This is a genomic window from Streptomyces sp. NPDC033845 (assembly GCF_055576225.1).
The window spans coordinates 1-18072 of record NZ_JBVIRI010000041.1 but is presented as its reverse complement, the minus strand read 5'-3'; the positions used below and the strand labels follow the sequence as shown (position 1 = coordinate 18072).

18 protein-coding genes are annotated in these 18072 nt (G+C 70.8%); 9 read left to right on the top strand and 9 right to left on the bottom strand.

The genetic code is table 11. The annotated features are described in order from the left end of the window. Nucleotides 1-1657 precede the first annotated feature (1657 nt). From ACZ50K_RS36265 to ACZ50K_RS36240, 6 genes are all read left to right on the top strand, one after another. Nucleotides 1658-2374, top strand: a complete 717-nt coding sequence (locus ACZ50K_RS36265; protein WP_468911450.1) for a hypothetical protein — start codon at nt 1658-1660, stop codon at nt 2372-2374. Next, nucleotides 2371-2844 carry a MarR family transcriptional regulator gene (locus ACZ50K_RS36260; protein ID WP_468911447.1) on the top strand — a complete coding sequence of 158 codons (474 nt, stop codon included), beginning with the start codon at nt 2371-2373 and terminating at the stop codon, nt 2842-2844. The genes ACZ50K_RS36265 and ACZ50K_RS36260 overlap by 4 nt, the downstream gene beginning before the upstream one ends. Nucleotides 2845-3046: 202 nt before the next feature. Continuing rightward, a complete protein-coding gene (locus ACZ50K_RS36255; RefSeq protein WP_468911445.1) occupies nt 3047-3505 on the top strand; it encodes a carboxymuconolactone decarboxylase family protein in 459 nt (152 codons plus the stop codon). Nucleotides 3506-3662: 157 nt separating this feature from the next. Next, nucleotides 3663-4283, top strand: a complete 621-nt coding sequence (locus tag ACZ50K_RS36250) for a ScbR family autoregulator-binding transcription factor (RefSeq protein WP_468911442.1) — start codon at nt 3663-3665, stop codon at nt 4281-4283. A 233-nt stretch (nt 4284-4516) separates the two neighbouring features. Continuing rightward, entirely contained in the window at nt 4517-5344 is an 828-nt protein-coding gene (locus ACZ50K_RS36245) for an AfsR/SARP family transcriptional regulator (protein ID WP_468911440.1), read from the top strand. A 46-nt stretch (nt 5345-5390) separates the two neighbouring features. Further along, nucleotides 5391-6212: an AfsR/SARP family transcriptional regulator gene (locus tag ACZ50K_RS36240; RefSeq protein ID WP_468911438.1), complete on the top strand. Its 822-nt coding sequence runs from the start codon at nt 5391-5393 to the stop codon at nt 6210-6212. A gap of 12 nt (nt 6213-6224) precedes the next feature. Here ACZ50K_RS36240 and ACZ50K_RS36235 read toward each other — a convergent pair whose 3' ends face one another. The 8 genes from ACZ50K_RS36235 to ACZ50K_RS36200 all read right to left on the bottom strand — a co-directional run bounded on the left by ACZ50K_RS36235 (nt 6225) and on the right by ACZ50K_RS36200 (nt 14973). Beyond that, nucleotides 6225-6896 carry a carboxymuconolactone decarboxylase family protein gene (locus tag ACZ50K_RS36235; RefSeq protein ID WP_468911435.1) on the bottom strand — a complete coding sequence of 224 codons (672 nt, stop codon included), beginning with the start codon at nt 6894-6896 and terminating at the stop codon, nt 6225-6227. Between the two features lie 112 nt (nt 6897-7008). Next, entirely contained in the window at nt 7009-7815 is an 807-nt protein-coding gene (locus ACZ50K_RS36230; RefSeq protein WP_468911433.1) for a response regulator transcription factor, read from the bottom strand. 145 nt (nt 7816-7960) lie between these two features. Next, on the bottom strand, nt 7961-8362 hold the full coding sequence (locus ACZ50K_RS36225; protein WP_468911431.1) for a GNAT family N-acetyltransferase: 402 nt from the start codon (nt 8360-8362) through the stop codon (nt 7961-7963). Continuing rightward, entirely contained in the window at nt 8346-9632 is a 1287-nt protein-coding gene (gene purB, locus ACZ50K_RS36220) for an adenylosuccinate lyase (RefSeq protein ID WP_468911429.1), read from the bottom strand. Before purB ends, ACZ50K_RS36225 begins: the two co-directional genes overlap by 17 nt. A gap of 70 nt (nt 9633-9702) precedes the next feature. Continuing rightward, entirely contained in the window at nt 9703-11229 is a 1527-nt protein-coding gene (locus ACZ50K_RS36215; protein ID WP_468911426.1) for a glutamine synthetase family protein, read from the bottom strand. Nucleotides 11230-11232: 3 nt separating this feature from the next. Further along, nucleotides 11233-12618, bottom strand: coding sequence for an amidase (locus ACZ50K_RS36210; RefSeq protein ID WP_468911424.1), 1386 nt, complete (start codon nt 12616-12618; stop codon nt 11233-11235). A 100-nt stretch (nt 12619-12718) separates the two neighbouring features. Then, nucleotides 12719-14647 (bottom strand): hypothetical protein, encoded by a 1929-nt coding sequence (locus ACZ50K_RS36205; RefSeq protein WP_468911422.1) that lies wholly within the window; start codon nt 14645-14647, stop codon nt 12719-12721. Further along, a complete protein-coding gene (locus tag ACZ50K_RS36200; protein ID WP_468911421.1) occupies nt 14644-14973 on the bottom strand; it encodes an ATP-binding protein in 330 nt (109 codons plus the stop codon). The genes ACZ50K_RS36205 and ACZ50K_RS36200 overlap by 4 nt, the downstream gene beginning before the upstream one ends. A gap of 243 nt (nt 14974-15216) precedes the next feature. Between ACZ50K_RS36200 and ACZ50K_RS36195 the strand changes: the two genes are divergently transcribed. Continuing rightward, nucleotides 15217-15918 (top strand): gamma-glutamyl-gamma-aminobutyrate hydrolase family protein, encoded by a 702-nt coding sequence (locus tag ACZ50K_RS36195; RefSeq protein WP_468911418.1) that lies wholly within the window; start codon nt 15217-15219, stop codon nt 15916-15918. A 162-nt stretch (nt 15919-16080) separates the two neighbouring features. Here ACZ50K_RS36195 and ACZ50K_RS36190 read toward each other — a convergent pair whose 3' ends face one another. Continuing rightward, entirely contained in the window at nt 16081-17187 is a 1107-nt protein-coding gene (locus ACZ50K_RS36190; RefSeq protein WP_468911416.1) for a ScyD/ScyE family protein, read from the bottom strand. Between the two features lie 306 nt (nt 17188-17493). Here ACZ50K_RS36190 and ACZ50K_RS36185 point away from each other — a divergent pair, with 306 nt between their 5' ends. After that, nucleotides 17494-17703, top strand: a complete 210-nt coding sequence (locus tag ACZ50K_RS36185; RefSeq protein WP_468911414.1) for an acyl-CoA carboxylase epsilon subunit — start codon at nt 17494-17496, stop codon at nt 17701-17703. Nucleotides 17704-17734: 31 nt separating this feature from the next. Further along, on the top strand, nt 17735-18072 hold a 338-nt coding region (locus tag ACZ50K_RS36180; protein ID WP_468911453.1), incomplete at its 3' end, for a carboxyl transferase domain-containing protein.

Sequence of the window (18072 nt, the reverse complement as noted above, 5' to 3'; positions counted from 1 at the left end):
GCCTGCCCTTCGCTTCGCTCCGGGCAACAGATTCCTCAGCGCTGCGCGCTGAGGAGGGCAACGCCCTCGCTGCGCGAGGGCGGGCTCCTTCGGAGCCTGCCCTTCGCTTCGCTCCGGGCAACAGATTCCTCAGCGCTGCGCGCTGAGGAACGATGGGTCCTCGCTCCGCGAGGACGGCCCCTTCCGGGCCTGTCCTCCGCTTCGCTCCGGACAACAGACACCCCAGCACTACGCGCTGGGGACAGATGCGCCCTCGCTGCGCGAGGGCGGGCCCCTTCAGGGGCTGTCCTACGCTTCGCTCCGGACAACAGATGCCTCAGCACTACGCGCTGAGGAGAGACAGATTCTTGCTGCCCGAGAGCGAACTCGGTGCCTGTGCCGCCCAGGACACAGGCCCCCCAGCGCTGCGCGCTGGGGGCAGATGAGCCCTCGCTCCGCGAGGGCGGGCCCTTTCAGGGCCTCTCCTCCACTCTGCTCCGGAGATAGACAGTGAAAGCGCGCGCTTCGCGCGCGCGGAATACCTGGTGCTGTGCGCCAGGTAAAGAAGCCTTGGGCTCTCTGGAAACAGGTCTCTTTCTCGCGCTCTGCGCGAGTGGGCCTTTTAGCGCCATAGTGTTGTGTTATTGAAGGAGAGCCGGCGCTTCGTGAGACAAAGGCAATTTCCTTGTTTTTCAGGTGAGTTCTTTTGGATTTCCAGCGCTTAGAAATGAAATGGGTGGGGTAGTTACTAGGGTTCCTAGGTTTTCAGAACGGGCGATTAGTACTGATTTTTTGAGGAGATTTGGCAGCTTATGTCCATATGGTTTTCGATTGTTGCTGTTTTGGGGACGCTGGCTAGTGTCCTGGCTGCTGAGCCTTTCAGCATTGTTTGGTGGGGACCGAGTTGGGGAGCAGAAGGCCGGTACGTATCGGCAGGACCAGCTGGCGGCTCAGACTCGGGCTGTTGTTACGGCGCCGCATATTCGGTTGCAGGTTTCGGTGCCGGAGTTGGTGGGGCCGCCACGGGTGGCTGCTGATGCCACGTATGGGTTGCGGATGAGGCGAAGGAGGCCTCCGGGGTGTTTATCGCCGTGGCTGCTCGGGTGTTGGGGGTGGGGTGTGCTTGAGGGTGGCTTGGGGGGTGGTTGAGGGGGTGGTTCAAAGTTGTGGGCGGATAGAAATGGGAATCGGTCACTTTGTGGCTTGGTTCGGACAGGGTGTCCGGTTGGGCGGGGTGGGGGGTTGGGGGGTGCTGGGGGTGGGTCGAGGAGGTGTTGGGGGGCCTGGTTTTGGGGTTGTTCGGGGCCGCAGACGACAGACCAGGTGCATATAGAGAGTACGGAGATGCGTTTGCGCAGGTCAGAGGGGGTGCGTTCGTGGAGATATGTACCTCCTGAGGGGACATATCTCGGACGATGTGTCGCTGGTGGGGGGACACATCGCTTGCAAAACGTCAGCGTGGCAAACGTAATTAGGGCTAAAACGTCTGCGGGGCTGACGTTTTAGGGGAGATGTGTCGGCGAACTGGGTGGCCGGTCGGTTGGGTTGGGAGGGTGGGTGGCGCGAAGTCTGATGGCCGAGATATGTCCCTCGTGGGGGGACACAAGACACGCCGAACGTCAACGAGCGTGACACTTGTGTCACCCTTGTTGACATACTCTCCACGCAGATCAACGAAGTGGAGAGCAGCCTCGTGTCATCAGAGCCACAGCGCCGCCGGCCGGGTCCGGCGCGTGCGCCGCGTCCTGATCTCCCTGTTGATGACGCGATCTCGGCGTGGAGCCAGCCGCTGGCTCCGGTCAAGGACCTGGACGGCCTCGCGAAGAGGTATCCGAGTCGGAAGCTGACCCTGGACGGCGAGCGCAAGCCGCTGGAGTTCTACGGGACGCAGAGTCAGCCGAACGCGTTCTCGATGGACAGCCTGGAGTTCTTCCTGGTGATCGCGCAGTACTTCCGGGAGGCGCTGCCGCTGCGGCTGATCCTGCTGCTCATCGCCTGCCAGCGGGCCGGGGGGCGGATTCCGCTCACCCAGGAGGAGATGGCTACCATCCTGGATGTCAGTCGGACGAAGACCTCTGAAGCGCTCCACACGGTGATGTCTCATGGGATCGTCTTCAAGGTGCGGCGGGGTGTGTATCAGTTCAACCCGCCCTACAGTTACCGGGTAGCCGAGTTCATCCCGGGTACTGAGATGACGGGTGAGTTCGTGAAGGTGGAGCAGCACGGCACGATCTCGCAGATCCGCAGCGATGCGAGTCTGCCGGATCTGGTGCGCTTCCCGTCGCTGGACCACATGCGTCAGGCCATCGCGGAACTGCGGGCCGAACGGGCAAAAGAGCGCGCTGCGCGTCGGCTGAGCCGGTCGAAGCGCACGGAAGAAGGGACAGCTCAGTGAGCACCTTGCGATTCGCTGCGGTCAACGCGGACGGGCTCCTCTCCGACCTCGACCTCCCGCCGGCGGCGTACCGGGTGCTGCTGAAGCTGCGTTCGCTCAGTGAGCCGGGTGGGCGGATCCTGATCGACCAGGCGACGGTCGGCGGGCTGCTGGACCTGAGCCGGCCGAGCGTGAACGCGGCGCTGCGGAGTCTGGAGCTGGCCAAGCTGGTGCGGAAGGTCCGCAACGGGGTCTACCAGATCAACCCGATGCTGGCCGGGTACAACTCGTTCGAGGACGCGGTGGCCGCGGTGAACGAGATGCCGGCCGAGGAGCGGCTGGACGCCCGGGGGTACGTGGCGAGCTACCACCTGGCGGTGGCGGCCTACCAGGACCAGCTGGCCGAGCAGCGGAAGAAGCGGGCCGCGCAGGCCGCCGCGAAGAAGGCGGCGGAGTCGAAGCGGCGGCGGGCGCTGCACGCGGTCGGCTAGGGCTTGTTCGGCTCCCCTGGGGGTACGGGAGTCGGTGTCGGGGCTGTGGAGGGCTTCCAGGGGCCTTCCTGGGGCCCGTGAGGGTCTCGGGTGGGTTGTCCGCCCGGGGCCCTTCGGTTTTCTCGCGGAGGCGGTCACACTCGCCCGTCGAGTTCCGTCATAGGGGTGTCGAACCCGATGACGAGACTTGAGGAGACGTGCGATGCAGGCACGGATGGGCAATCCGGCGATGATCGTTCCCGACGCGCTTCCCGCGTTGATGGCGCTGGACAAGGCCACGCGTGCGGTGGGCGTGCCCAAGAGCACCCTGGACCTGGTGCACCTGAGGGCCAGCCAGATCAACGGGTGCGGTGTGTGCGTGCTGATGCACGCCGGGGACCTGCGGAAGAGCGGGCAGGGCGACGAGCGGATAGACACCGTGGCGGGGTGGCGGGAGTCGCCGTACTTCACGGAGGCCGAGCGGGCCGCGCTGGCGCTCGCGGAGGCGGTGACCCGGGTGAGCGACCGGGCGGACCAGGTGCCGGACGAGATCTACGACATGGCGGCCAAGCACTATGACGAGCAGCAGCTCGCGTCGCTGATCCTGTCGATCGCCACGGTGAACCTGTGGAACCGGGTGAACCTCACCGTCCGGCAGGTGGCCGGCGGGGAGTGGAGCTGACGGGCTGTCCGGGCCGGGTCGCGGGGCGGTGGCGTGGCCCGGCCTTTGCGGGCATGTGTCCGGCTGATAAAATACGGACCTTCTGGTTGGTTTTTGTGAGGGGTGGTCAGGCTCGCTTGCCGGGCAAACCGTTGTCGCGGTTTGTGGAGACGCCGTGGTGAAACAGGAACGTGCCGCTCGCACGCGGGAGACGCTCGTCCGCGCGGCGGCCGAGGCGTTCGCGCAGGAGGGTTTCGTCACGGCTTCGGTGGCGTCCATCGCCAAGCGCGCCGGGGTCAGCGCGGGTGGGCTGCACTTCCACTTCGGGAGCAAGCCGCTGCTGGCGGAGGTGGTGGAGCGGCGGGCCGCCGAGGCGGTCCGGCGGATCACCTGGGGGCGGATGGACCGGGGTGCCGGCGCCTTGCAGCTGATGGTGGACTCGACCCATGAGCTGGCGGCCCTGCTGGGCGGGGACCCGGTGGTGCGGGCGGGTTTCGGCCTGTGCTCCGACGCGGCCCGGGTGAGCGTGGCGGATCCGTGGGGGCAGTGGCGGGCCTGGACCGAGGAGGTCTTCCGGGCCGCCGAGCGGGAGCGCCAGCTGGCCGACGGGGTGAAGGCCTGTGTGGCGGCGAAGGCCGTGGTCGCGGCGATGGTGGGGTTCGAGGTGCTCGGGGCCGCGGAGTCGCGGGGGATGTCCCGGGACGAGGTGACCTCGTTCTGGGAGCTGCTGCTGCCGAGGCTCGCGGCTCCGGGGGAACTGGACCGGCTGGACGCGGGTGGATCGGAATCGGGCCGGTAGGTCTGGTTTTCGCTGGCTGGTTTTCTTCGATATGAGGTCCGGATCTGGCTGCCGGGTGCCCGGCAGGCCGTTTGAGTGGATCTCCAGTGGTTCTGAATTCGCTGGTCAGAGTGGGTGGTTGAGCGAATTGCAGGGTGTTTCCTGAGCAAAACAGCACAACCGGTTTGGTATTGACAAACCGCCGGTCCTGTTTTTTACTGACGGAGGCTCATCCACCGACAGGGGAGTACGGCGTGGACATCTCAGTACTGGGTGCACTGGCGGTGCGTGAGAACGGGGTCTCCATCACGCCGACCGCTCCCAAGCCGCGACAGGTGCTGGCACTGCTGGCCCTGCACGCCGACCAGGTCGTGCCGGTGGCCGCCCTGATAGAGGAACTCTGGGCCGGCGAACCGCCGCGCAGCGCCAGGACCACCTTGCAGACGTATGTGCTGCAACTGCGGGCGCTGATCACCACGGCGTTGGAGGCCGGGGGCGAGGACGAACGGCGCACCGCCAAGGACGTCCTGGTCACCCTCCCCGGCGGATACCTGCTGGCCAGCAACGGCGGCGCGAGTGATGTGCGGGAGTTCGACCGGCTCGCCGGGATGGGCTACCGGGCCATGGACGCCGGGGACTTCCCCGGAGCCGCGCGGCTGCTGCGGGAGGCGCTGTCCCTGTGGAGCGGGGCCGCCTTCGCCGACGTGTACGGCGGAGCGCAACTGGAGATGGAGACCCGGCGGCTGGAGGAGACCCGGCTGTGTGCGCTGGACCAGCGCATCGAGGCCGACATGCGGTTGGGGCGGCACCGGGAACTGCTCGCCGAGCTCACCGTGCTCGCCAGCCGCTACCGCACCCACGAGAACCTGCACGGCCAGTTCATGCTCGCCCTGCACCGGTCCGGACGCCGCGGCGAAGCCCTCGACGTCTACCAGCGGCTGCGCACCACGCTCGTTCGCGAGCTCGGGCTCGAACCGTCGACCGCGCTGCGCGGTCTCCAGCGGTCGATCCTGATGGCCGGCCCCGAGCACCCCGTCGAGCCCGCCGACGCGGGAGCAGACCGACTCGCACGCGTGGGCTGACGGAACGGCCCCCGCGGCGCCCCGCCGTGACCGTTCGGAGGAGACCGTGAAGATTCAGGTTCTGGGTCCGTTGAGCGCCGAGGTCAACGGCGGCTCGATCGTTCCGACGGCCGGCAAGCCACGGCAGATTCTGACGCTGCTGGCGCTGTACCCGGGCCGGGTGATGCCCGTGCCCATGCTGATGGAGGAGATCTGGGGCACCGAGCTGCCGCAGAGCGCGCTGACCACCCTTCAGACGTACATCCTGCAATTGCGCCGCAGGCTCGGCACGGCCATGGGGCCGGGGGCGCCGGGGGCCGCCAAGGAGGTCCTCGCGACCCGGCACGGCGGCTACCTGTTACAGATCCCCCCGCAGTGCGTGGACGTGCACGAGTACGAGGAACTGGTCGCCCGGGGGCAGCGGGCCTTCGACACCGGTGAGGACGATCTGGCGGCCGCGGTGCTGCGGAAGGCGCTGGCGCTGTGGCAGGGGCCCGCGCTCGTCGACGTACGGGTCGGGCCGATCCTGGAGATCGAGGCGACCCGGCTGGAGGAGAGCCGGCTGGGCACGGTGGGGCGGCGGGTGGACGCGGACCTGAGGCTGGGCCGGCACGCCGAACTCATTCCGGAGCTGACCGAGCTGATCGCCCGGCACCCCCAGCACGAGAGCCTGCACGCGCAGGCCATGGTCGCGCTGTACCGGTCCGGCCGGCAGGCCACCGGTCTGGACATCTACCGGCGGCTGCGCGCCCGGCTGATCGAGGAACTCGGGGTCGAGCCCTCGCCCCAGCTGCAGCGGCTGCACCAGGCGATGCTGGCGGTCGATCCGGCGCTGGACGTCACGGCCGGGGCGAAGCGGGGGTCCACCTTCGATCTGTACGCCGCCTGACGGCGGGCGGGCTCAGCGGCCGGGGCGGGGGGACTCGCACCGGCCGCAGCAGTGTGCCCGGGTGCCGCGCGTCCAGTTGGCGGGGGCGGCGGCCGCGGCGGGCTGCTGGGCGGGGTGCGTACGGCGGTTCGTCTGCTGGGCCCAGCCGGCCGGGGTGACCGTCACCGGTGCGGTGCGCGGGCGCGGTGTGCCGGTGCGGCCGGCCGGGACGGCGGTGGCCGGCCGGCGGGTCTTCGGGGTCTTCGCGGTGGCCGGGTGGGTGCGGTGCCAGGCGTCGCTGGTGGTGATGGTGGAGAAGAGGGCGGCGAGGGCGCGGTCCGCGAAGTGGCGGGCGGCCTCGGCCCAGACCTCGTCGGGCACCCGGTCGTCGGTGTCGGAGCCGGCCCGGGTGACGGCCTCGGTGAGGGCGAGCGCGGCGCGTTCGGCGTCGGTGAAGACGTCCGCGGGCTGCTCGCGCCATTCGGCGACGGCGTCCAGGCGCTCGTCGGTCTCCCCCTTGCGCTTCAGGGCGCGGCCGTGGGTCCGGGAGCAGGTGCCGCAGCCGATCAGCTGGCTGGCGCGCAGATGGACCAGGAACTGGGTGGCGGGGGCCACCCCGACGAGCGCGGCGGACGCGGAGAGTGCTGCCAGGGCCTTCGTGGAGCCGGGAGCCATCACCGCAGGACCGGGGATTCGTGTCTGCACGGCCGTCCTCCTTCAGAGCCTGCCGGACGCCTGTTCCGCTCGGGTGGGCGGTGGTGGGCGTCTGTCACAGGTATGACGGATGCGGCGCGGGAAGTGTGACCGGCGCGGCCGGTCAGATGTGACCGAGTTTGAATCCGACCCCGCGGACGGTGACGATCCAGCCGCTGTCGCCGAGCTTGCCGCGGAGGCTGCTCACATGGGTGTCGACGGTGCGGCGGGACCAGGAGTCGCCCCACACCTGCTGGAGCAGGCGTTTGCGGGGGATGACGGTCTCCGGGTGCGAGGCCAGCAGGAGCAGCAGGTCGAACTCCTTGCGGGTGAGTTTGACCTCGTGTCCGGACAGGGTGACCTGGCGGGAGTTGCGGTCGATGCGGAGCGGGCCGTGTTCGACCTCGCGGGCCGGGCCGGCGGGCTCGGGGACGGAGCGGCGCATGACGGCCTCCATCCGGGCCATGAGCTCGCGGAACCCGTACGGGCGGACGAGGTAGTCGTCGGCGCCGGCCTGGAGGCCCAGGACGCAGTCGAGTTCGGTGCCGCGGTTGGTCAGGATGATGACCGGGACCCGGCTGGTGGAGCGGATGACCCGGCAGACTTCGAGGCCGTCGAGGTCCGGGAGGTCCAGGTCGAGGAGGACGAGGTCGGCGTCCTGGTGGGCGTGCAGGGCGGTGCTGCCGCGCTGCACGTGGACGGTGTCGTGGCCGTGCCGGCGGAGCCGGTCCATGAGGGGTTCGGCGCCTTCGGGGGTGCCGTCGACGACGAGGATGCGGTGGTGCCCGTACGGGCCGGTGGCGGGGCGCGGCCCCGGGCCGGTGCCGGTGGCGGGTTCCTCGGTGGTGGCAGTGCGGTGCTCCGCCGTCAGGTGGGGCGGTGCCGGTATGTGGGGCTCCAGTACGGCGGCCCCGGTGGAATTCCGAGTCATGTCTCCCCCGCGACTCACACATCCCATTGGGATTCTTCAATGAGGGCTCGTGCTGGGCTCGTCGGAAAAACTACAGACCGGTGGCGGTGATCTGAAGGGGCTTCCGTTCGTTCGCGAGCCCGGCACGAGCGGGCGCGGCCGGCGGTCAGGGGTTGAGGACCCAGGCCGAGCCGTGCTGGGTGAAGCCGATGTGCGGGTAGTAGGCGGTGGCGGCCGGCGCCGACAGGAGCACGATCTTGACGCCGGGGGTCTCCCTCTGGGTGGCCTCGATCAGGGCGCGGCCGATGCCGGACCGCTGGTGGCTGCCGGCGACCGCGATGTCGGACAGGTAGGTGACGTAGCTGAAGTCGGAGATGCTGCGGGCGATGCCGATCAGCCGGTCGTCCTCGCGGGCGACGAGGACGAGGTTGGCGTTGTCGAGCATGCTGCGGAACAGGGCGGTGTCCTCGATGGGGCGGCGTTCGCCGAGGCCGGAGGTGCGGTAGACGTCGAGGACTTCGTCGAGGTCGAGGGCGCGGCCTTCGACGCGCTCAATCTTCCAGCTCACGGAGCTGCTCCAATCGGGTGCGGATGACGTCGTGGTGGCGGAGGAAGCGGTCCGGGGTGAGCGGGCCGAGGTCGATGCCCTCCTTGGCGAGGGTGGTGCCGAAGTGCTCGCCGGTGGCGATGGTCCGGTTGGCGGCGGCCTGGACGGAGCGGTAGGCCCGTTCGCGTTCGGTGCCGTCGCGGAGCAGCTCGGCGAGGACGGCGGAGCTGTGCACGAGTCCGTCGGTCTGGTCGATGTGGGCGCTCATCCGGTCGGGGAAGACCGTGAGGGTTTCGACGAGGTCGGCGGCGCGGGTCGCCTGGAAGTGTCCGACGGTGAGGCTGTCGGGGAGGATGACGCGTTCCACGGACTGGTGGGCGAGGTCGCGTTCGTGCCAGAGGGCGACGTTCTCCACGGCGGTGTTGGCGTAGCCGCGGAGCAGTCGGGCGAGTCCGTTGAGGCGTTCGCTGGTGGTGGGGTTCCGCTTGTGGGGCATGGCGCTGGAGCCCTGGTAGGCGCTGGAGCGGCGTTCCTCGACCTCGCGGACCTCGGTGCGCTGGAGCAACCGGAGTTCCAGGGCGAGGTGTTCGACGCAGGCGCCGAGGGCGGCGACGGCCTGGAGGAGCTGGGCGTGCCGGTCGCGGGCGACGACCTGGCTGGGCGCGGGTTCGACGCCCAGGCCAAGGGCCTCGCAGACATGGCGTTCGACGGCGGGGTCGATGAGGGCGTAGGTGCCGACGGATCCGGAGACGGTGCCGACGGCGACGGCCTCGCGGGCGGCGGCCAGCCGGGTGAGGGAGCGGTCGACGGCGAAGGCGAAGCCGGCGAGCTTGTGGCCGAAGGTGGTGGGCTCGGCGTGGACTCCGTGGGTGCGGCCGATGATCGGGGTGTTCCAGTGCTCGGCGGCGCGGTCGGCGAGGATCCGGCGCAGTCGGCGGGCGGCCGCGGTGAGGAGGTCGGTGGCGCGGGCCAGGGTGTGGCCGAGGGAGGTGTCGACGAGGTCGTAGCTGGTCATGCCGAGGTGGACCCAGCGGGCGCTGTCCTCGGGGATGTTCTCGCAGTAGGCGGCGAGGAAGGAGAGGACCTCGTGGTCGCGGGTCAGCTCGATCTCGGCGACCCGGGCGGCGAGGGGTACGGGGGCCTCGCGCATGGCGTCGACCGCTTCGCGGGGGATGTGGCCGAGGTCGGCCTGGGCCTCGGAGGCGAGGATCTCGACGCGGACCCAGGTTTCGTAGCGGGCCTGGTCGGTCCAGAGGGCTGCCATCTCGGGCAGGGTGTAGCGGGGGATCATCGCGGGTTGCTTCCTTCTGTCCGGCTGTCCGGCTGTCCGGCTGTCCGGTGTTCTCGGGTGGGGGGCCGGGTCAGAAGTGTTCGAAGTACTCGCGCTGCTCCCATTCGGTGGTGGCGCTGCCGGTGGGGCGGGCTTCGGCGGCCCAGGCGGCGTAGCGGGAGGCCTCGCTCTCCTTGAGCTTGACCAGGCAGGCGGCGAGGGGGGCGCCGAGGAGTTCGGCGGCGGGGCCGCCGCGGAAGGCGTCGAGGGCCTCGGGGAGGGACTGCGGGAGGGTCTCGTACGGGCCGTCGTGGGCGGGGGTGCCGATGGTGACGGGGGCCGTGGTGCCGGGGAAGCCGGTGAGGCCTTCGAGGCCGGCGTGGAGCTGGGCCGCGATGTTGAGGTAGGGGTTGGCGCAGGGTTCGCCGACCCGGTTCTCGATGTGGGTGGAGCTGCCGCCGCCGACCACGCGGATCATGGCGCCGCGGTCCTCGTAGCTCCAGCCGATCCGGGTCGGGGAGAGGGAGTGCTCGGCGCCCAGCCGGCGGTATCCGTTGACGGTGGGGACGGACAGCAGGCAGTAGGCGCGGGCGCGGTCCATGAGGCCCTCGGCGTAGGCCTTGCCCTCCGTGGAGATGCCGCCGGTGAGGCTGTCGGCGGCGAACAGGTTGCGGCCGGTGCGGGCTTCGATGACGGACTGGTTGAGGTGCCAGCCGCTGGGGTCGAAGCTGTCGACGCGGGGCAGCGACATGAAGGAGGCGTGGTAGCCGAGGCGGGCGCAGGTCTGCTTGACCAGGGTGCGGAACAGCAGCATGGCGTCGGCGGTGTCCACGGCCAGCATGGGGCTGAAGGTGGTCTCGACCTGGCCGGGTCCGGACTCGTGTTCCATGGTGCGCAGCGGCAGGCCCAGGTTGACGAGGTCCAGGGCGAGCGGGTCGGTGACGGCGGCCACGGAGGCGTAGGCGTTGTCCCCGTTGAACTGGTAGCCGGAGTTGACGGCTTCGACGAGGGGGGCGGGGCCCTGGAGGCCGAAGCCGTTCCCGGTGTTGGTGGGGGGCCCGGCGAGGCGGCGGGTGAGGTACCACTCGGCTTCGAGCCCGACGACGGGGGTGAGGTCGCGGGCGGCGTAGCGGGCGGCGATCTTCTTGAGGACGTGGCGGCTGGACAGCGGGTGGGGGGTGCCGTCGCGGAGGTGTTCGTCGCCGAGGATCCAGGCGGTGCGGGGGCCGTGGTCGGCGGGCAGCACCTGGAAGGTGAGGGGGTCGGGGACGAGGACGAAGTTGCCGGCGCCGGTGATCTCGCTGATGCCGATGCCGGGGTCGCCGGCCTGGAAGTCGACGGCGACGGCGTGGCCGGTGTCGAAGAGGAACGGGCCGGGGCTGAAGTCCATGCCGTTGCGCAGGACGGACCGGAAGGTGTCCACGGTCACGGTCTTGGAGCGGGCGAGGCCGTGCGGGTCGCAGAAGGCGACGCGGACCAGGTCGATGCCGTCGAGACCGGCTTCGATCTGCTCGGCGGCGGCGCTCTGCTCCTCGGTCCAGAGGCCGAATTCGGCGACGAATGACGAGCGGCCGACGCCGCCTTCCCCGTACGGGCGAGACCATGACCGTGCATACATGGGCTACAGCACTCCTTCGGTGACGCGTTCCGGTATGGGGGGCAGCGTGCCGAGTTCTGCCTCGATCCGCAGGGCGGTGGACAGGACGAGGTCGTCCGCGCCGACCGGGCCCACCAGCTGGAGGCCCACGGGGAGCCCGTCGGTGGTGAGTCCGGCGGGCAGGGACACTGCCGGCTGGCCGGTCATATTGAAGGGGTACGAAGCTGGGGCCCAGTCGAGCCACAGTAGATCCCGGGGGTCCGCGGCCCACTCGGGGCCGATGGCCTCGGCGGCGAAGGGTTCGATGGGGACGGTCGCCATGACGAGGAGGTCGAAGCGGTCCATCACGGAGCGGAGGGTGGAGCGGAGTTCGTGGCGGACGCCTTCGGCGCGCATCACGGCGGGGCCGCTGAGGGTGCGTCCGTAGCGGACGATCTCTAGGCGGCCCCGGTCGATCCACTCCTCGTCCTCGGGGCTGGTGCCGGCCGCCTCGGTGGCGGCGATGATGTCGACGAGAGCGGGGTAGAGGCCTCCGCAGCGGACCGTGACGCGTTCCAGGTGGTGGCCGTCGGCGGCGAGCAGCGGCCAGGCGCGTTCGGTGACCTTGCGGACCTCCTCGGTGGTGCCCGGGTACTCGACCCAGCCGATGCGCAGGGAGCGGCGGTCGCGGGGGGCGTCGAGGGTGCCGAGTCCGCTGTCGGGGTCGAGGCGGTCGGGGCCGGCGAGGACTGCGGCGAGTTCGATGACGTCCGGGACGCTGTTGGCGATGGGGCCGAGGTGGGCGAGGCGTTCGGCGCCGGAGGGGACGTAGGGGACGCGGCCGAAGGAGGGCTTGTAGCCGACGGTGCCGCAGAAGGCGGAGGGGATGCGGATGGAGCCGGCGCCGTCGGTGCCGAGGGCGCCGGCGCACATGCCGGCGGCGACGGCGGCCGCGGCACCGCCGCTGGAGCCGCCGGCGGTGAGGGCGGTGTCGCGCGGGTTGCGGGTCGGTGGGGCGACCCGGCAGACGGTGCTGGCGCTCCAGCCGTACTCGGAGGTGGTGGTCTTGCCGATGATGACGGCGCCGGCGGCGCGGAGCCGGGCGACGGCGGGGGTGTCCGCCTGGGCGCGGCCGTTGGGGAGCAGGGAGCCGCGGGTGGTGGGCAGGTCGCTGGTCTGGATGAGGTCCTTGACGGAGACGGTGACCCCGAGGAGGGGCCGGTCCTGCCAGGCCGCGGGGCCGAGCTCGCGGATGCGGGCGTCGGCCTGTTCCGCGGCCTGGAGGGCGGCTTCGCCGGAGACGGAGAGGTAGGCGCCGATCTCCCCGTCGTGCTTGTGGATGGTGCTGAGGACCGACTGGACGTGTTCGAGGACGGTGGTGTCCCGCCGGCGGAGCAGTTGCTTGGTCTCGCCTACGCCGATGGGCTTCACGCGGTCTCCTCGGTCGGTCCGTTCGTTCGGTCTGGGGTGGGCGGGCGGGTGGGTTCGGTGGGGTCGGTGGGTCCGGGGGGGGGGTCGGTGGGTGGTGGGGTCAGGCGACCTGTTCGGGGGCGGTCTCCGCGTCGGGGGCGGCGGCCATCACCGTGTCCCAGTGCCACTGGGAGTCGAAGGCGGTGATCTCGGCGTCGGCTCCGGCGGCCGCGAGGGTGGCGGCGAGGCTGGAGGCGCGGGCGATGAACCCGGAGGTGCGGTGGGCGGCCAGCATGTCCTGGGTGTCGAAGGGGTCTCCGGCGCTGCGCAGCAGCCGGAGGTCCATGAAGCCGTTGAAGCGCCGGTCCAGGACGTCCACGGCGTGCGGGCTGCGGACGGTGAAGCGGACCATGTTGTTGACGTGGCCGTGGTGGTGCTGGTCGGAGTAGAAGGCGATGTCGGGGATGGTCGGCGGCACGAAGTGGTCGCGGGCCTCGACCTCCTTGGTGCGGGGGAGGTTGCCGGCGATGAAGTGCCAGGAGTTGTACTGCATGCGGGAGGACATCGCCCAGGCGGTGTCGGCGAGCCGGGCGCTGGAGCCGCCGAAGTACTGGCGGGCCTCCGGGCTGGGGACCACGCAGCAGAAGAACTCGGTGATGCCCCAGTCGGTGATCCCGGCCCAGTCCTCCTCTCGCAGCGCCTGGATCAGGCGGGGCAGCGAGCGGATGCCGCGGCTCATCGCGAAGTCGCAGGCGAAGGCGTCGGTGGTGGCAGCGACGGTCTCGTAGACCAGGGATTCCAGGCCGGTTCCGTACCCGCCGTGCGGGAGGGCCAGCCAGTCGGGGGCGGCGGCGAGGGAGTCGCCGAGTTCGGCGAGGGTCTCGCCGGTGACGGGCAGGCGTTCGCGGAGCCAGGTGACGACGGCTTCCTCGCGGGCGCGGGCGGCGTCCCCGTAGGGTTCGGCGACCCGCTCGATCTTGTGGACCAGGGCGCCGTGGATCTCGCGGTAGAGCTGGGCGTTCTGGGTGACGCCCTTGCGGCGTTCGTGGAGGGCGCGGGCGAGGGCGTCGAGTCCGGCGACGGTGGCCTCGGCGGGCCGGGGGACGATCTCGCCGCCGGGCACCGCGTTGTAGTGGCGGCGGTTCTGCTCCAGCTGGTGGGCGACGTGGTCGAGGGTCAGCTGGGTGCCGTTGGCCTCCTCGATGCGGGCGTAGCCGGCCGACCGGATGAGGAGGGTGAGGCAGGTGACCACGACGGCGTCGTTGTCGGGCCACAGGTCCAGGGGCAGGCCGGTGAGGGCGCTGAGGAAGCAGTCGGGGTGGCCGGGCCACAGGGTCTTCCCGGTGACGGTGTTGCCGTCGCGGAAGTTCGTGTACTGCTTGTCCTCCTGGTAGAGCATGAACGGGGCGGTGCGCTGGGCGGCCTCGGTGAGGGCGGCCAGGGCCTCGTCGCGGCCCTGCGGGCCGAGGGAGTCGAGCCAGCCGCGGCTGTCGGCGACGGACTGCTCGAAGCGTTCGGCGGCGCGGGCGAGTTCGGCCCGGTAGTCGTCGAGGGCGCGGGCGGACCAGGGGGCGCGGAGGACTCCGCCGACGAGGGTGGCGGTGCCGGACAGCGGGCCCTGGCCGGGGACGCGGATGACGACGCGGCCGCTGGTGGTGAGGCCGATCTCGCCGAGGAACACCGGGTTCGCGGGGTCGAGGGCGTCCGCGCCGAGGTGGGCGTAGGGGTCGTCCTCGCGCCAGGTGATGCCGGTGAGGACCTTGAGGGCGCTCTCGTCGGCGGTGCGCAGGGCGCGGAGCTGGACGTCGGCGGGGACGTGGCCGCCGAGGGTGGTGAGGATGCCGACGGCGGTGGTCAGGTCGGGGGCTTCGGTGGCCTCCCGCCAGACCCGCTGGAGGAGGCCGGGGAAGCCGGCGTCCTCCTCGCGTACGAAGTCGGGCTTGGCGGTGGCGCCGGCCGGCAGGCCGAGGCGGCTGGGGCGGCGGCTCTGCCGCTTCTTGGCGTTGAGGGCCCGGCGGCTGGTGCCGGGTCGCTCGGGGAGCGCGCTCACGCGGTGCCTCCGGCGGTCAGCTCGATGTGGTTCCACATGGACTCGTCGGTCGGGGTCCAGTCCTCGTCGACGTAGATGCAGTCGACGGGGCATTCGAGGACGCAGACCGGGCAGCCGGAGCACAGTTCCGGGATGATGACCACGTCGATGCCGCGGTCGAAGATCGCCCCGAACTCGGCCGGGCAGGCCCGCAGGCAGGTGTCGCAGGTGATGCACTCGGACTTCTCGATGCGGCGGGGCGGTTTCTTCCATTCGGAGCGGGACCGGGCGGCTATCCGCTCGGCCCGCCCGGACGCCTCCGCCGGGGTGTCGCTTGCCTTGAGCATCTGGTGCTCTCCTTATCCACTCCGACTGGGGTCCACAACTCTCGGATATTGCAGCCCTCTGTGGTCTACCGGGACTTGAATGTGTCCCGCAGTGGGATCGCGTGCGGCTTGAGGCCCGCTGGGTCATGCGGATTTTGCGGTGTTACCGGGCCCCATAGGGGCGGGGCACGGGCACGATGTCTCGACGGGGGGCTGTTCAGCCGCGGAATTCACACCTCGCCGAGCAGAAGGACGATGTTTCGAATGAAAAGACCTGTGGTGGCACTGACCGCCGATTCAGCAACGGTGAACTGGAACATCTGGGGGGATGTGGCGGCGTGCCTGCTGCCGTTGACGTATCTGGAGAAGGTGGAGCGTGCGGGTGGGGCGCCGCTCCTGCTGCCGCCGTCCGTGGATTCGGTGGCGGCCGTGATGGGGCGGGTGGACGCGCTGCTGATGGCCGGCGGTGCCGATCTCGATCCGGCGCTGTACGGGGAGGAGCCCGGGAAGTTCACCCGGGCCCCGCATCCGGCGCGGGACGCCAGCGAGCTGGCGGCGCTGGCCGTGGCGGAGGAGCGCGGGATCCCGGTGCTGGGGATCTGCCGGGGGCTCCAGCTGATCTCGGTGCGGCGGGGCGGGACGCTGGTCCAGCACCTGCCGGAGCACACGCCGAGGGTGCCGGGGCACTACGACCCGTACGTGATCCGTACCGAGCCGGGTTCCCGGGTCGGGGCGGCGCTCGGCGGGTCGCCGACCGTGCACTGCCACCACCACCAGGGCATCGACAAGCTCGGTGCCGGGCTGGTGGCGACCGCTTGGGCGGCCGACGGGGTGATCGAGGCGGCGGAGGCCGCTGATCCGGCGGCGCCGTTCCTGGTGGGCGTGCAGGCGCACGGGGAGCTCGGTGAGGACACCGTGCCGCTGTTCGACGCCTTCGTGGAGGCGGCGAGGTCCGTGCGGTCCTGACGGCGGGCGGGGGATGGCGGACGGCCCGGTCACTGCGAACCTGCGGTGACCAGGCCGTTCGTCGTGCGGGGGGATTCCGGGTGGCGGCCCGGGGTCCGGTCGCGGGGCCGGTCGGGATCCGGCCTGGGGCGGGCCGGGGTGGGTGGGTGGGGTGGGGTGGGGTTACGGGTGGACGCGGACGAGTTCGCCGCCGTTGCCCGCCGACTTGTGGGTGACGTAGATCTGGCCGCGGGGGCCGATGTCCAGGCCGGCCGGGCCGATCAGCGGCGCGCCGGTGGGCACCTGGGTGACCGCCTTGGTGCCCAGGTCGATCCGGGAGAGGCGGCCGGGCAGCGGCGGGCCGTTCTGGAAGCCGTCGGTGAAGGACAGGGCGTACAGGTTGCCGCGGCCGTCCAGGGCGATGTCGACCAGGTTGCTCAGGCCGGTCACCAGGACCTGCGGCTGACCGCCCGGGGTGATCTTCCAGATGCGGGCGGCGCCCGGCCGGGTGCCGCTCATGTCGGCGACGTACACGGTGCCGTTGCCGGCCCGGACGATGCCGGTGGGGACGCCCTCGGCGGGACCGGTGGGGGTCTCGTTCTTGGGGAGGACGAACGCGGTGCTGGTGACGCCACGGCAGTTGGCGCGGATCAGGGTGTTGGCTCCGGCGTCGGCGATCAGGAAGCCGCTGCCCTCGCGGACGAACCGCCAGGGGTTGGCGTGGACGTCGCCGCCGTCGGGGTTGAGGCGGGTCTCGTGGTCGGAGAGGTCGGCCAGCACCTTGTTGTCGCGGGTCCGGTAGAGGGTGCCCATGGTGGCGGCCTCGGGGCCGAGGGCGTTGCGCTCCACGGTGGTGCCGCCCTGGCCGGAGAGCACCAGGAACCCGCCCCGGGGGTCGGGGACCACGGAGGTGGGGCCGTTGACGTGCTGGGCGCCGCCGGTGGCGGCGGAACCCTGCCCGGTGGAGGGCAGGCCGGTCAGGATGCGGCCCTTCTGGCTGCCCCTGACCTGGTAGATGGAGCCGGTGCCGCCGACGCACCAGGTCTGGGCGGTGGCGCAGTCCGTCCTGCCCTCGCCGGCCTCAGCGACGAGTATCCGGCCGTCGCGCAGGGCGGTGACGTCCCGGACGTTCTTCAGGCCGGTGGCGAGGACTTCGAGGCTGGGGGTGTTCTGGGTGCGGCCGTGCGCCTGTGCGGGGGCGGCGAGCAGCGGTGCGGTGATGCCGGCGGCGGCCACGGCGGTCACCGCGGTCAGGAGGACGGTCCTCCAAGACCGTGCTGAAGTCGACATATCTCTCCCTAGTCGTGGACGCCCCGTCGAAGGAGCGATACGAAATCCCTGCCACGATAGGCAGGCGCGTTCCGGTGAATAACCCCTGAAAGGGCCCGGATTGGCCGGACTCCAGCGGAACTCCGCATTTCCTGGGCGGGTCGTATGTGAAATCTCCGTTCCGGTGGGGGCCACGGTGAATTGCAGGCTTGATTGTCCGAGTTCCCTGGACCGGCTGTTCACCGCTGGTCGGTGGCCTGTCGAGAGTTTTCCGAGTCCGCCTTGAGTCGGAGGGGCGACGGTGGGCCGGACATCGAAGGAGGAGCTGTGGACGGTCGGGACGGGGGAACGCTGGTGCGGGTCGAACGCGGACTCGCGGAAGCCGAGGAAGTGGCCGCGGTGGCCGTGGTGCTGCTCTCGCTGCTCGCGGAGCGCAACGGCGCGGCGGTGGAAGAGGACGACGGGCGGCCGGCCGGAGCCGCCCGCTGGCGGCCGCCGGAGTCCGGCGGCTACCGCTCCCCGCGCAGCTGGCAGTGAAGACACATCGAGGAAGGGACCTGTCGTGACGATGGTGAGCAACGAAGCTCCGGCCGTTGTGGATACGGCCGATGCCCGAGGGCGGGTGGCGGAGCTGCATGCCGTCCGTGCACAGGCGTGGAGCGGCCCCAGTGAGAAGGCGACCCAGGCGCAGTACGCGAAGGGCAAGCTGACCGCCCGCGAGCGCATCGAGCTGCTGCTCGACCCCGGTTCGTTCAGTGAGGTGGAGCTGCTGCGCCGGCACCGGGCGACCGGCTTCGGACTGGAGGAGAAGAAGCCCTACACCGACGGTGTGATCACCGGGTGGGGGACGGTCGAGGGCCGGACGGTCTTCGTCTACGCGCACGACTTCCGGATCTTCGGCGGGGC